The 14,002-nt window shown below is 34.2% G+C and carries 10 protein-coding genes; 4 read left to right on the forward strand and 6 right to left on the reverse strand.

Translation table 11 applies throughout. From position 1 onward, the window contains the following. Positions 1 to 107 precede the first annotated feature (107 nt). Positions 108 to 1,682 (forward strand): murein biosynthesis integral membrane protein MurJ, encoded by a 1,575-nt coding sequence (gene murJ, locus N3F66_00720; protein MCX8122669.1) that lies wholly within the window; start codon positions 108 to 110, stop codon positions 1,680 to 1,682. A 44-nt stretch (positions 1,683 to 1,726) separates the two neighbouring features. Here the strand turns inward: murJ and N3F66_00725 are convergent, their stop codons facing one another. Further along, positions 1,727 to 2,662, reverse strand: a complete 936-nt coding sequence (locus tag N3F66_00725) for an acetylxylan esterase (protein ID MCX8122670.1) — start codon at positions 2,660 to 2,662, stop codon at positions 1,727 to 1,729. A gap of 400 nt (positions 2,663 to 3,062) precedes the next feature. Next, positions 3,063 to 4,256, reverse strand: a complete 1,194-nt coding sequence (locus tag N3F66_00730; GenBank protein ID MCX8122671.1) for a HEAT repeat domain-containing protein — start codon at positions 4,254 to 4,256, stop codon at positions 3,063 to 3,065. Positions 4,257 to 4,467: 211 nt separating this feature from the next. Here N3F66_00730 and N3F66_00735 point away from each other — a divergent pair, with 211 nt between their 5' ends. Further along, complete coding sequence (locus tag N3F66_00735; protein MCX8122672.1) at positions 4,468 to 5,772, forward strand: nodulation protein NfeD; 1,305 nt, start codon at positions 4,468 to 4,470, stop codon at positions 5,770 to 5,772. A gap of 75 nt (positions 5,773 to 5,847) precedes the next feature. After that, positions 5,848 to 6,609, forward strand: coding sequence for a slipin family protein (locus N3F66_00740; protein ID MCX8122673.1), 762 nt, complete (start codon positions 5,848 to 5,850; stop codon positions 6,607 to 6,609). Position 6,610: 1 nt separating this feature from the next. On the opposite strand, the gene mutS is transcribed toward N3F66_00740, so the two are convergent. From mutS to N3F66_00760, 4 genes are read right to left on the reverse strand one after another with little or no spacing between them, the layout of a single operon-like run. Further along, positions 6,611 to 9,190: a DNA mismatch repair protein MutS gene (mutS, locus tag N3F66_00745; GenBank protein MCX8122674.1), complete on the reverse strand. Its 2,580-nt coding sequence runs from the start codon at positions 9,188 to 9,190 to the stop codon at positions 6,611 to 6,613. Beyond that, entirely contained in the window at positions 9,162 to 10,286 is a 1,125-nt protein-coding gene (locus N3F66_00750) for a hypothetical protein (protein MCX8122675.1), read from the reverse strand. Before N3F66_00750 ends, mutS begins: the two co-directional genes overlap by 29 nt. Continuing rightward, the gene (gene miaB, locus N3F66_00755; GenBank protein ID MCX8122676.1) at positions 10,267 to 11,586 is read right to left on the reverse strand and encodes a tRNA (N6-isopentenyl adenosine(37)-C2)-methylthiotransferase MiaB; all 1,320 of its coding nucleotides are present in this window, start codon (positions 11,584 to 11,586) and stop codon (positions 10,267 to 10,269) included. Before miaB ends, N3F66_00750 begins: the two co-directional genes overlap by 20 nt. A 10-nt stretch (positions 11,587 to 11,596) precedes the next feature. Beyond that, a complete protein-coding gene (locus tag N3F66_00760) occupies positions 11,597 to 12,781 on the reverse strand; it encodes a CoA transferase (protein MCX8122677.1) in 1,185 nt (394 codons plus the stop codon). A 320-nt stretch (positions 12,782 to 13,101) separates the two neighbouring features. Between N3F66_00760 and N3F66_00765 the strand changes: the two genes are divergently transcribed. After that, positions 13,102 to 13,980 (forward strand): hypothetical protein, encoded by an 879-nt coding sequence (locus N3F66_00765; protein ID MCX8122678.1) that lies wholly within the window; start codon positions 13,102 to 13,104, stop codon positions 13,978 to 13,980. Positions 13,981 to 14,002: the final 22 nt, after the last annotated feature.

Genomic DNA, 14,002 nt, shown 5'->3' on the forward strand with positions numbered 1-14,002 from the left:
TTACTGCAAGAAATAATTAATTAAAATTTTACAAATTGACAAATTTTATAACTTGATTTTGGTTATACAAAAATTTGATCAGAAATGAATAATAAACAATCCTTATTATGAAAAGCCAATTGAAAGATAAAAGCTTTTTGAATACAGCAATGGTTGCCACTGGTATTTTCTTAAGCAGAATTGCTGGTCTTATTCGCGATAGAGTGTTTGCACATTATTTTGGAAATTCAGATGCTGCTGATGCCTTTAGAGCTGCCTTTCGCATACCAAATTTTTTGCAAAACCTATTTGGTGAAGGTGTGCTATCGGCTTCATTTATTCCGGTTTATGCAAAACTAATAGCAGAAAATAAACAAAAGGAAGCAACCAAGCTAGCACATACAATTGCGGGAATACTTTCAATACTTGTTTCATCCTTAGTGCTTGTTGGCATGCTTGTCACCCCGTTTCTCATTGATATCATTGCTCCAGGATTTCAAGGTCACAAGCGGGAGTTAACAATCTTGCTTGTTCGCATATTTTTCCCTGGTGCAGGCATTCTTGTATTTTCAGCTCTGTGCCTTGGAATTTTAAATAGCCATGGTAAGTTTTTTTTATCCTACAGCGCTCCTGTGTTATGGAATGTCATAATCATTATTACTCTTGTTTTTTTTGGCGATAGCTCCTCACAAAATAACTTGGCTATGTACACTGCATTAGGATCAGTTGCAGGTAGTTTAATGCAGTTAATAATACAATTACCATTTGTAATAAAAATAATACAAAATCTTCGATTACAATTCTCATTTAGAAGCACGGAAGTAAAAACTGTCATTAATAATTTTATTCCTGTGTTTATTGGGCGCGGAGTAGTGCAGGTCAGTGCATACGTTGATTCATTGCTTGCCAGTTTGCTCCCAACTGGAGCTGTCGCCGCATTGTCCTATGCGCAAACACTGTATATGCTACCAATTAGTTTGTTTGGAATGTCAGTATCAGCAGCTGAATTGCCTGCAATGTCAAAAGTAACTGGTGAAAAAGAAGAAATATTTAAAAAACTGCGTGAAAGAATAAACAACTCAATTAAGAGAATAGCATTTTATGTGGTTCCATCTACAGTTGCATTTTTTATCCTGGGTGATGTGATTGTAGGGGCAATTTATCAAACAGGTGAATTTACTAATAAGGATACTACATATGTATGGTTAGTACTTGCAGGGTCAACTGTTGGGTTGCTAGCAATAACGCAAAGTAGGTTATATTCATCTGCATTTTATGCAATGAACGATACAAAGACTCCATTAAAATTTGCTATAATACGTGTTGCCCTGGCAAGTTTACTAGGTTTTTTTGCTTCACAGTATGGCCCAACACTTTTGGGGATAAACAAACTATATGGGACAGTGGGGATAACCGCTGCTTCAGGTTTTTCAGGATGGATTGAATATAAATTATTGCAAACAGCTATTTCTAAAAAAATAGGGAAAGTTGGATTACATAAACGCTATCTATTTTATCTATGGGCAAGTGCGCTCATTGCAGTATCAATAGTTTTGATAATTAAATTGTATGTTCATTATCATCCAATAATTCTAGCAATGATATTGTTGCCCATGTATGGTTTTTTTTATTTTATTTGTGCGTATATTTTAAAGATTGAAGAAATGAATAATATATTGAAAATGATGCGCTTAAAAAAGTAAAAAATTTAAAAAGAGAAAGTATAAAACCAGCTAACTCTTATTTATTATAATACTATGCCTTTAATCCATTCAACCATTCTTTTTTGTTGTTCGATGCCACCAGCGCTATGCCCTTCTTCAGGATATACTTCAATTGTTTTGTCACACCTTAAATGATTAAATAATGCAAACACACATTCTGCTGGTGATAATATATCCTTAAATCCAACAATTGTCAAAACAGGGCAGGTAACTTGATTAACAAATTGCAATGTATCAAAATAACTAAGATTTTTCTTTATAAGAGATTTTTTACTTCGATGTTGTTCAATAAAAGAGTTTATCTCATTTGCAATAGTGCTTTTTGCAATATTCTGAGCCATTTCAAGATAGCAAAATGAGGGTGTATCCAGAACAAGCGCTACAACTCTGTTGGAATTAGCTGCGGTGAAGACCGCCACTGCTGAGCCCAATCCCTTGCCAATAATTGCTATTTTGCTGCAATCAAGTTCATTGTGCAATCGTAGCGCATCAATTGTTCTTAGTCCATCTAAGTACAGTCCTTTAACATAATATTCATCTTTATCAAGCAAACCTTCGGCCATAAATCCAGGATATTTATTTTCTTCTTGATCAAAATGCATAATGTTGCGATGCCCACGTAATTCCACAAAACAATAAGCAAATGGCAAATCAATTGGAAACTGAGAGTAACTTTCCATGTCATCATAATCATGAAATAATATTACAACCCGTGGTTTTGTAATTTTATCTGGAATGTAGAGTGTTGCAAAAAGTTGCATTTTATTATATCCAACATACGTCATATCATACGCTGAAAATTTACCTGTTGATTTTCGTTTGTTATGTACATACTGCACATCAATGGGTATTTTCTTTAATTCATTTATTGCATTTTGCCAGAATGTATCAAAATTTTCCGGATGGGATATTCTGGGAAGGTGTAAAAAATATCTGTCAAAATCACTTACTAATGCCATTGAACTTTATCACTGGTGTATTAATTTATACAGAAAAATATAGTTTGTTTTAAGTATAATATATATAAGCATTGTTAAAACTATTATAATTGCGACTATTATTAAAATAGACAATAAATATCGTAATGGCGTTACAATAGTATTTTTGATACTTATTTTAATTGGAATCCCCACTTTGTTAAAAGATATTATTCTATAAATAATAAAATAGATAAAGAATGCAATCAATCCTGTATACATGCACATTTCAACAATTTTGGTGAAGATACTGGGGTTTATTTCTGAAAAAAGGACAATAGGGAAAATAAGAATATTTGAAATTAATATAATTACTAATAAACTGGCAAGTATAGCAATACAAAGTGTTATAGAATGCCAAACAATTATTTTAAGTGGAGCATTATTTTGACTCATCTATTTGTTCACCCATCTCTTTTAATGCTTCTTTAGCTGCTTTCTGTACTTTGGGACTTGGATCATATTGCATTTTATATTTTAAAATGTCAATAGTTCTTTTGTCTTTTAATTCTTTCATAAGCTCAACAGCACGCAGACGTACCACTGGATTGTTACTGCGCAATGATTCCATTAAACGGGGTATTGCGTTGCTGTCACCCATTTTAACCAGTGCCGCAGTGCAATACATTGAAAAAGAATAATAATCTTTTCTTTTATTTACCGGGTAACTGTCAATTTCTTTTATTATTTCAAGTAAATCCATAGCAGTATCCTTTGCACCTATTTTTGCAAGTGCAACAGCTGCATAGGAACGCAGGGTTATATCTTCCTCTTTATCTTTCACAATTCCAAGAAGAAAATCTTTGGAAGTAATATCTTCTAAATCACCAAGGAATAAAATAAACAGTTGCCTAAGATTATCTGTTGTTTTTGTATCTTTTATATGTTCAACAGCAAAATCTTTTAATTCAGTTGCTTTTAACTTGCCCAATGTGCGTATAAGTGCTTCGGTAAAATTGGAATTTTCAGTAAATTTTTGTTCTTTCAGAATCTTTATTAACTGTGGTATTGCCTCTGTTGCTTTCAAGGTATCTATGGCATATACTGCTGCAATTTTAACTTCTTCTGAGGGATCGTTTAAGGAGGCAACTATCCATGTAGTTGATGAACTGCTTTTGAGTTCACTTACAACAGTAATTGCTGTACGTTTAACTTCTGGGTTTGATTCTTGTGGCATCAATTCATTCAAAAGTAGGATGACTTCGTTTTTATTGGTATCATCTTTTAGAGTTAACGTTGATTTTATGGCTTCTATCCTGTCATCATGAATGCCATATTGAATTGTTTTTTTAATCCATTCGGTCTTTTTCTTTTCTGCTTCGGCTTTTTTATCCTGGGAACTATCCTTCTTCTGATCATCTGTTGTTTTTTTAAGTTCAGGCTGCTTCACATTTGTTTTAACTTTATCATCTTTTTCTTGTGAAGATTTTGTTTCTGTAGATGATATGGTACTTTCTGCAGATTTTTTCTGTGAGCTGTCACCAGTTATATCTATATTCTTCTTTTGATCAGACTGGGCATATATTATTGCATTCATAAAAAGTAAAATAATAATATATAGAAGTATTTTCCTCATCACCTTCTCTCAATGAAAAAGATATCATTATATAGTAACTATCGGCCTAATACTTCAAGTCATTTTATGTTCTTTGCAGTAAAATTAAATAATTTATAATAAAATCAAGATTGTAACATAAAGATGTAAAATTTTCCTTATTTATTATCTTGACTATCATATACTATTACATATATTGTATATAATTAATTCAGAAAAAGGGAAATATGCTATGAAATTACGATTACTCACCATACTATATATTGTAATAACAATTTTACTTTCTGATAAAACGGTATTTGCAGCGGATAAATATGCATTGATTGAATTAAATGGTTCGGTCAACCCTGTGATTGCAGAGTATATTGTAAATGCAATAAAGAAAGCCAATCAGGATAATATGCAATTTGTACTCATGGTGATGGACACGCCTGGTGGTTTACTCAATTCAATGCGTGATATTATTAAGGCAATACTTGATTCGGAAATTCCGGTCATAGTATACACCTATCCTAAAGGAGCACAGGCAGCATCAGCTGGTGGTTTTATAATGATTGCTGCACATATTGCAGCAATGTCACCGGGTACTGAAATAGGTGCAATGCATCCTGTAAGCCCTTTTTTAAATTTCAGTCCGGATGAGAAGCAGTCGGGAGTGATGGAAAAAAAAGTGCTGAATGATACTGTAGCCTATGCTAAAAGTTTAGCAGAAATGCGTAAACGTAATATTAACTGGGTAGAAAAGGCAGTAAGGGAAGCCATATCAAGCACCAATAATGAAGCATTGCGATTAGGTGTTATTGATATAGTTGCAAATGACATAAACGACCTTCTGGCACAAATTGATGGAAAAAAAATTAAAACCAAAGACAGTACTGTTGTGTTGAAAACAAAAAACATCCAGCAGCAACTCTATGCAATGGACTGGAAAGAAAAGATTTTAAACTATTTTGCTGACCCGCAGATGGTATTCTTTTTATTTATTATTGCTGTTGTAGGCATTGGTTTTGAGCTAAAAAATCCAGGCATGATAGTTCCCGGTGTAATTGGGGCTATTGCATTGTTTCTATTTTTGCTGGCTATCAAAGTACTTCCAATAAATTTTGCTGGACTTACTTTTATTATTCTTGCTATAATCCTGTTTATACTGGAGTTGAAATTTACAAGTTACGGGTTATTGACATTGGCAGGAATTGTATCGTTTGTTATTGGATCCATGATACTGTTTGATTCGCCATTGCCGGGCGGCCAAATACCACTTACTTCAATTATTACCGTGCTGGCAGTACTTTTGCTTTTTATCTTTGTAGTAGTTCGTGCAGTGATTAAGGTACACACTCAAAAAGCTGTTACCGGAATTGAGGGAATGATTGGAGAAAAGGGTATTGCAACAGCTGATTTTACTAGCCGAGGAACTGTTGAAGTACATGGTGAACTGTGGACTGCTATTACGGATGAGCCTTTGCAAAAGGGAGATACTGTTGAAGTGGTAAAAATGGAAGGAATGGTAGTGCATGTAAAAAAAATACAGCAATAATATGTTACTATAATTTAAATAAATATTTACCAAAAGTCTTAATAGTAAACATAAAACTAATTTAGGAGGAAAACAATGTTTGAAGCGTTACCAACACTTATAATCCTTTTGATTTTATTAGCCGTATCATCAATAAAAATAATACGGGAATACGAACGAGCTGTTGTATTCAGGTTGGGTCGTTTACTACAACCGCCAACAGGTCCTAAAGGACCAGGACTGGTAATTATTATTCCCTTTGTTGATAAGATGATGAGGGTAAGTTTAAGAACGGTTGCAATGGATGTGCCACCTCAGGATGTCATCACCCGTGACAATGTTTCGGTTAAGGTTAATGCAGTAGTGTATTTCCGGGTTATTGAGCCTAATAAAGCAATTACTGAAGTTGAAGATTATCTCTATGCTACATCGCAATTAGCTCAAACAACATTACGTAGCATCCTTGGAATGGTTGAACTTGATGATTTGCTTGCCGATAGAGAACGTATCAATCATGAACTTCAGAAAATACTGGATAAACAGACCGATCCCTGGGGCATAAAAGTGACCGCAGTTGAGATTAAGCATGTTGACCTGCCACAGGAGATGCAGCGTGCAATGGCAAAACAGGCTGAAGCAGAACGTGAGCGAAGAGCTAAGGTTATAAATGCTGAAGGTGAATTTCAGGCAGCCTCAAAAATGGTTGATGCTGCAAAATTAATGGAACCTCATCCCATAGCATTGCAATTACGGTATTTGCAAACGCTGAGGGAAGTGGCAACTGAAAAGAATTCCACTACATTGTTCCCAATACCTATTGATTTAGTTGAACCATTTTTAGCAGGGCGTAAAAAATAAATTACTCAATAAGCCGCTTGAGGCGTGCAATTTCATTGAGCGCTTCAAGCGGTGTCAGGTTTTCTATATTTATGTCCTTTAGTGCCTGCACAAGGCGGTGATGAATAACCTGAAATATCTCCAATTGATCTTCATTATCAGGTGCTTTAGTCATTGCGTCAATTCGCGAAGACTTTTCCAATTTTTCCAGGATTTTGTTAGCTTTAACAGTTACAGGTTTTGGAATGCCCGCAAGTGTTGCAACATGAATGCCATAGGATTTATCCGCTGCACCTGGAACAACTTTATGCAAAAACTCAACACCGTTTATTGATTCCTTTACCATCACGGTATAATTAACAATACCTTTCTTATTTATTTTTGTCAATTCGTGGTAATGTGTTGCAAACAGCGTTTTGGCTTTTATATAATTGGCAATATATTCAACCACTGCCCATGCAATTGCCATACCATCATAAGTACTGGTTCCACGGCCAATTTCATCCATTATTACTAAACTTTTATCAGTAGCGTTGTTTAAAATTATTGCAGTTTCATTCATTTCTACAAGAAAAGTGGATTCGCCTCGGGCAATGTTATCCGAAGCGCCAATGCGTGTAAAAATCCTATCAACAATACACACATTTGCTGATTGTGCAGGGATAAATGAACCAATTTGAGCCATAAGCTGTATTATTGCAGCCATTCGTATATAGGTTGACTTCCCTGACATGTTTGGTCCAGTAATAATAGCTATAACATTGTTAGCTGTATCAAGAAAAATGTCATTAGGCACAAATGGTTCTTTTATATAAAATTTTTCTACAACCGGATGCCTGCCAGCTTTTATGTCAATAATTCCTTCATCATTTAACAATGGCCGTACATAATTATGCTGATGAGCTGCTGATGCAAGCGAGCAGAACATATCCAGTATTCCAATATTATATGCAAGTTCCTGAATTTGAAGTTTATTTTCTATTATGGTATTTACTATGCTATCTAATATTTCATTTTCAATTTCGATAATTCTATCAGTTGACTGGAGCACATCAGTTTCAAATTTTTGCAAAGTCTGAGTGGTATATCGTTCAGCATTAATTAATGTTTGTTTTCTGAAATAATCTTGTGGGACTTTTGCTGTCTGACCTTTACTAACTTCAATATAATAGCCAATTACTTTATTATACCGCACTTTTAGCGTTGGTATATCTAAACGCTTTTTTTCTTCTTCCTGATAATTAAGCAGCCACTGCCTGGCATCGGTTTTTAATGTATAAAGTCTGTCCAATTCTGCATTGACACCTTCCTTGATGACACGACCCTGTTCAGAGGAAAGCGGTGGATTTTCAACAATGGTGTTTTTAATTTTGTTCGATAGCTCATGTAATGAATCGCTTATAGTGCCAAGCATGTTGAACAATTCATCAGGATGTTGCTGCAAAAGTACATATATCTGATATGCAGCTTCTATTGATTGCTGCAGGGCAATAAAATCCCTGTTGTAATGTTTTTTCAATGAAAATCGTGATACCAGCCGTTCAATATCATGAATTTGAGATAGCCTATCTTGAATTTCTTTCAGAAGGGTTATGTTTTTTATTAGGTACGATATAATATCGTATCGGCTTTCAATGGCAGATTTATCAACAAGAGGATACAAAAGAGCCCTTTCCAGTGTCCGTTTTCCCATTGCAGTGTGGGTATGATTAAGAACGCCAAAAAGGGAATGTTGTTTGGAACCATCCTGACTTTTCAATATTTCAAGATTATGGATGGTTTGATGGTCCAGAACCATAAATTCGGTTCTACTTACATTCTTTGGATATTTGAGATGAATCAAAGTACTTTTGTGCGTATCTTTTAAATAGTGAAGAAGTGAACCTACAGTTAAAATTGCAGCATGCGATAACCCCAAACCTTTAATATTACTCAATCCATAAATGTTGCAAATAATATTTGTAAGGTATTCAACATCATAGTACCATTCATTGATGGATGCCAATGCAATATTCTGCTGTTGCAATAACTCCTTTAAAAATAAAATCTCCTGCTTAGGCCCATATAGCAACATTTCCTTTGGCGAAAATCGTGAAATTTCTGTTGCAATAAACTCACTGCTATAATCAGCAGATGAAAGAAAGAAATCACCTGTCGATACGTCTACAAATCCGGTACAGGCACTATTATTATGAATAACTACTGAACCAAGGAAAATATTTTCATCTGAGGGTATAAGATTACTTTCAATCACAGTGCCAGGAGTAATAACTCTAATAACTTCACGTTTTACAATTGTACTAGAACCGGGTGGTTCCATCTGTTCGCATATTGCAACTTTATATCCTGCTTTAATAAGTCGGGCAATGTAACTTTCTGCAGCATGATAGGGAACGCCACACATAGGGATGTCGTTTTGACGAGAGGTCAGTGCAATGTCTAAAATTTTTGAAGCAATCTTAGCATCATCAAAGAACATTTCGTAAAAATCACCAAGCCTAAAAAAAAGAATCTCATCCTTATAATTCTGTTTAATTTCAAGATACTGCCGCATCATTGGAGTGAGTTCTTTATCATTGCCCATAGATATACTGACTGCCATCCTGTTCAAAGATTTCAATAATAAAACCGTTAATGCCCAATTCTTCAGCCAACTGTATTTTAATATTCATGCTTTCATCAAGAGTTGAAAAATGACCTGCATAAATTTCAAAAGATTTTGATTTTCGTACAATATGTACAGGCGTTGTATAGTTTATAATCAATTTTTGCAATTCTTTTGCTTTTTGTAAATTATACAAAGGACCAATGCTAATGGTGTAATACATCATTGCTTTTTGTGGAATTTCCTTTTCTTCAATATCTGGCTTAATGTCTATTACCATACTTTGTGCAACTATTTTTTCATCGGGAATAAACGCAACTGATTTTGGATTATATTTTTTTAAATTTTGAATATTTATTAATGCCTTGGCAGCCTCGGGTGATTTAGGGTAGCGTGTAATTAGAAAATTATACGATGAATATGCCTCATTGTACATGGTGTGGTGCTCATAATATTGCCCCAGTTGAAGCAATAATGTTGGGTATATGGCAGCATCAGAATATCCATGCAAAAGTTCGGCCAGCCCCTTTATATATTGACGTGCATATCCATACATGAGCCTCTCCATTTCGGTTTTAAGAAATAATCCGTATGCTAACGTATTGATTTCACGTGAGAGGTGAGGAATCTTTTCACAATCTACAGCACCATCATCATAGTGGCTGTGATTAAAATGAGCTATCGCCCGCAATTGTAAAAATATTGGGAGATAGTTACTGGCGCTACACTCCTTGATTGCCTGACTAGATGTTAATAATAGATTGCCCCAATCGCTTTTCATGTAATACAGCTGGCATAACGATAGATATGCTACGTCACGCTTTTTGTAAAACCGATAGAAGCTTAAAATTTTTTGGTATTCAGAAATGCTTGCATCAGCAGTTGGAGCATACGCTGCAATAAGCATTCTGATATCGGGAATAAATGTGCTATTGGGGTACTGATTAAAAAATTTTTTTGTAAGCTCATGTTTATTATTACTATTGATTTTGAAAGCTTTTTGTATTGCTTCAAAATCTGACTGCTCACTTGCAGCAGCCATGCTGGCATAGAGCAACACAATGAGAATTGTTTTATGCACTACGCTCAGCATAGAGCGTTGAACCTTTTAATGATACGATAGTGACTGTATATTTTTTTCCAATATCTTCTTTGCCGCCTTTGATAATTACCGGATGATTGTAAATAGTTTTGCCCATAACTTCATTAACTGACTTTTTGCTTATTCGCTCTACAATCATATCGGTTGTTGTGTTAAGATAATTGATGAGGCGTTTTCTGGAAACATCTCGTACCGTATGTATGAGCTGATCAAGCCTTTGTTGCTTAATGGTATCAGGCACTGTATCAGCTAATGAATATGCTTTAGTCCCCTCACGCGGTGAATACTTATAAGTAAAAGCCTCGTCAAACTGTATTGTCTGTACGGCAGTAAGTGTGGCTTCAAAATCTTTTTGGGTTTCACCGGGGAATCCCACTATAAGGTCAGTAGATATTGAGGCCATTGGCAGTATAGTATGTATGGCTTCAATAATGTAATTATATTGCTTCATTGTATACTGTCGATTCATTGCTTGCAAAATGCTGTCCGAACCACTTTGTAAAGGTAGGTGAATGCTTTGCGCAATAACAGGATTATCCCTTATAACATATAAAATATTTTTGTTAAAATCTTTAGGATGTGAAGTAATAAAATTCAACTTGTATAAACCCGGCAATGCAGCAACAATTTCAAGAAGCTTGTAAAAAGGGATATCGTCTAAATCCTGACCATACTGGTTGACATTTTGACCTAAAAGAGTGATTTCGGTAATACCATTATCTATCAAAAGTTTACAGTATTCAATAATCTGCTGTGAAGGGAATGAAATGAGTTTACCTCGGACATAGGGCACAATACAGTAGGCACAGTAATTATCACAACCATGCGATATAGTAACCCATTTATGCCATGGCAATTCGTCTTTATGGGTAACCAGTGAAGGATGTATTCGCGATACAAAATCGTTTATATCTTGTGAGGTGTACTCACATACATTTTGATTATGTATGTAATTTTTTATTATTGAGCCAATAGCAGGAGAATGGTAAGGGCCAACAACAAGATCCACACCATATTGTGTGCGTAATTGTTGTTTCAAGCGCTGAGCCATACACCCGGCAACTACCAGAATGGATTGCTTGTATGTATTCCGTGCCTCAACAATATGAGATAGAGCTCTGTCTTCAGCATGTTTTCGCACTGAACAGGTGTTGAAAATGATTATATCCCATGAGCTATCGCTTTTTATAAATCCTTCTTGTTGTAGCGACACCTCCATAAGTTCGGAGTCACTCTTGTTCATCTGGCAGCCAAATGTGATAATTGTAAATGTTTGAGGATTTTTCTTCATATTTTAAAAACTAACTTTTGACTATTACTTTGTTATTGTAAAGCTGTTTAATTGTATCATCATTATAGCCAATTGACATCAAAATTTCATCATTATTGTAACCTAACGGCACACCTGCAAATGAGGCAATATATGTATCAGATGAAAACTTGATAGGATTTCCTATTTGTGAAAAAGTAGTCCCACTGTTTGATCGTATTGTTACAATCATATCGCGTTCAGAAAGTGGGGGATTATGAATTGCTTCTTCCAGTGTGCGTACGGGTTCCACACAGGCATCAATTTTTGAAAAAACAGTAATCCAATATGAAAGAGGTTGTGAAGCAATTATTGCTGCAATCTTTTTTTTATGGTTTTGTACACTTTCAGGTGAAAAATCCACATTTTGTAATATTTCGGTATATCCTATTGCTTCACAAAATGTTTGAAAAAATTTTGGTTCAATTGGACCTACGGATAAAAAACGTCCATCAGAAGTTGCGTAATAGTCGTAAATTCCACCACCATTGAGCATCTGAGTTTCCGGCTTTGGCAGCGGTTCACCTTCTAGGTAAGCTCCCGTAGTAAATGCTGTCATTGCAAACACACCATCGGTGATTGATATGTCTATATAGTCGCCTTTACCTGTAGATTGGCGCTTAATATAGGCTGCAAGCACTGCAATAACCATATTTTTAGCACCACTTGCAATATCGGCAATCTGTATACCATGAAGGGCAGGGCCTGTATCTTTTTTGCCTGAGAATGAATCAACACCTGACAGTGCCATATAGTTTATATCATGTCCTGCACGTTGAGCATAGCTTCCTGTTTGGCCGTAACCGGTGAGTGAACAATAAATTATTGAAGGGTTAATGTTTTTTAAATCGTTATATCCAAAACCTAATTTTTCAAGTACACCTGGCCTGAATTGCTCTATAATGATATCATATTCTTTTACAAGTGAATAGATAATATCTTTTGATTCAGGTGATTTTAAATCAAGTGCCAGAGATTTTTTCCCACGGTTAATATGTGCATAGACGGCTGAAATCCCATTGACAAAAGGGGGCAGCATTCTAAGCATATCAGGATTATTGGGGTTTTCTACTTTTATAATATTGGCACCAAGGTCAGCAAGCATCATAGTACCATAAGGACCTGGCAAAAGGTAAGTAAAATCAAGTATTTTAAGATTTTGCAGTGGCGGGGTCATAGAATCCTCTTGGTAATAGTATAATGTAATGGTTACAATAGTTAATTGTGGTACGTCAAGTAAAAGTTGAGTTATATAATTTTTTTCAAAATATAAAACAATTTACATACCTAGCTTATAGAGCATATGCGACATAATAATATTTTGAATATATGTATAATAATAATTATATGTAAAAAAATACATTTATTGAAAAATGTTATATTTTTTCATTATTTTTTTGTTTTTTTATTGACTTTTTTCGATAAAAAGTATTAATATATAAGTGATTATTATGACTGGACGGTTTTAATTATATTATTAATATCACTGGACGGAAAATGCATTTTATAACTAAAAAATATCTTATATCCAGTGATTTCGTTATTATTTTTATAATAATGCCTTTCATAGTATGTTACCATTTACATTGTACTCCAGTATTAAAAGATTTTAGAGTGTATAAATTACACGGAGAAATATATATAGATAGCAATAAAGCCCAATTACATCAAACAGTAAATAATAACACAATAGAAACCAATTCTTCATCATATTGTGTAATAGGTAATGATACTACGTATATTTTTATAACTGGAAACAGCGCAATTGATTTTGACATTGATAATACAAAAAAAAGCATTAATATACAAATAAATAGAGGAAACATAATTTTAATATCCGATAAAATTATAAAAAATATAACCGTAACCACTCCAATATATGAATACAATGGCGATATAAAAAATATTCAAATAATGACCAAAGATGATGCTTTGTTATTATGGAGTCTAGAAGCTAAGGGGACGCTGAAAAATACAAAGGATAATATAGTTAAATTTATTGATAATAAACATCAATTTATTCAGGCCGATCAGGATGTTGTATATTTAGAAATGGATACAAACATTTATGATGAACTTAGAAACAACGCCGAAATATTTAAAAAGGGTTTAATGCACAACAATTTAGAAGAGAATTTTATGCATCAAAAACTTATCGCTTTGGGCAACAAAGATATAAAAGAAACAATTATGCTAGCACTTTTGGAAAAAAGGGAAGGTAAATTAAAAAAGGTTATAACAAAAAGTGGGAATGAATATATTGGAATAGCTGTTGCACGAGGTAAAATGTTAGAAATATTAACTGTAAAAGGCAAAATAGTGATTCCACAATCAAATGTTAAGTATGTTTTATATTATTCGCCTTTTTTAGAGTGATACTATCATAAGGTTATTGTAT

It is taken from the genome of Spirochaetota bacterium (genome assembly GCA_026414805.1).
Classification (GTDB): domain Bacteria; phylum Spirochaetota; class UBA4802; order UBA4802; family UB4802; genus UBA4802.

Bases quoted from the DNA above. Each gene is read 5' to 3' on its own strand.
- N3F66_00735 (MCX8122672.1), top strand. From the start codon at position 4,468: ATGAAATTACGATTACTCACCATACTATATATTGTAATAACAATTTTA.
- N3F66_00725 (MCX8122670.1), bottom strand. From the start codon at position 2,662: ATGGCATTAGTAAGTGATTTTGACAGATATTTTTTACACCTTCCCAGA.
- N3F66_00760 (MCX8122677.1), bottom strand. From the start codon at position 12,781: ATGACCCCGCCACTGCAAAATCTTAAAATACTTGATTTTACTTACCTT.
- N3F66_00765 (MCX8122678.1), top strand. From the start codon at position 13,102: ATGCATTTTATAACTAAAAAATATCTTATATCCAGTGATTTCGTTATT.
- mutS (MCX8122674.1), bottom strand. From the start codon at position 9,190: ATGGCAGTCAGTATATCTATGGGCAATGATAAAGAACTCACTCCAATG.
- murJ (MCX8122669.1), top strand. From the start codon at position 108: ATGAAAAGCCAATTGAAAGATAAAAGCTTTTTGAATACAGCAATGGTT.
- N3F66_00740 (MCX8122673.1), top strand. From the start codon at position 5,848: ATGTTTGAAGCGTTACCAACACTTATAATCCTTTTGATTTTATTAGCC.
- N3F66_00750 (MCX8122675.1), bottom strand. From the start codon at position 10,286: ATGCTGAGCGTAGTGCATAAAACAATTCTCATTGTGTTGCTCTATGCC.
- N3F66_00730 (MCX8122671.1), bottom strand. From the start codon at position 4,256: ATGAGGAAAATACTTCTATATATTATTATTTTACTTTTTATGAATGCA.
- miaB (MCX8122676.1), bottom strand. From the start codon at position 11,586: ATGAAGAAAAATCCTCAAACATTTACAATTATCACATTTGGCTGCCAG.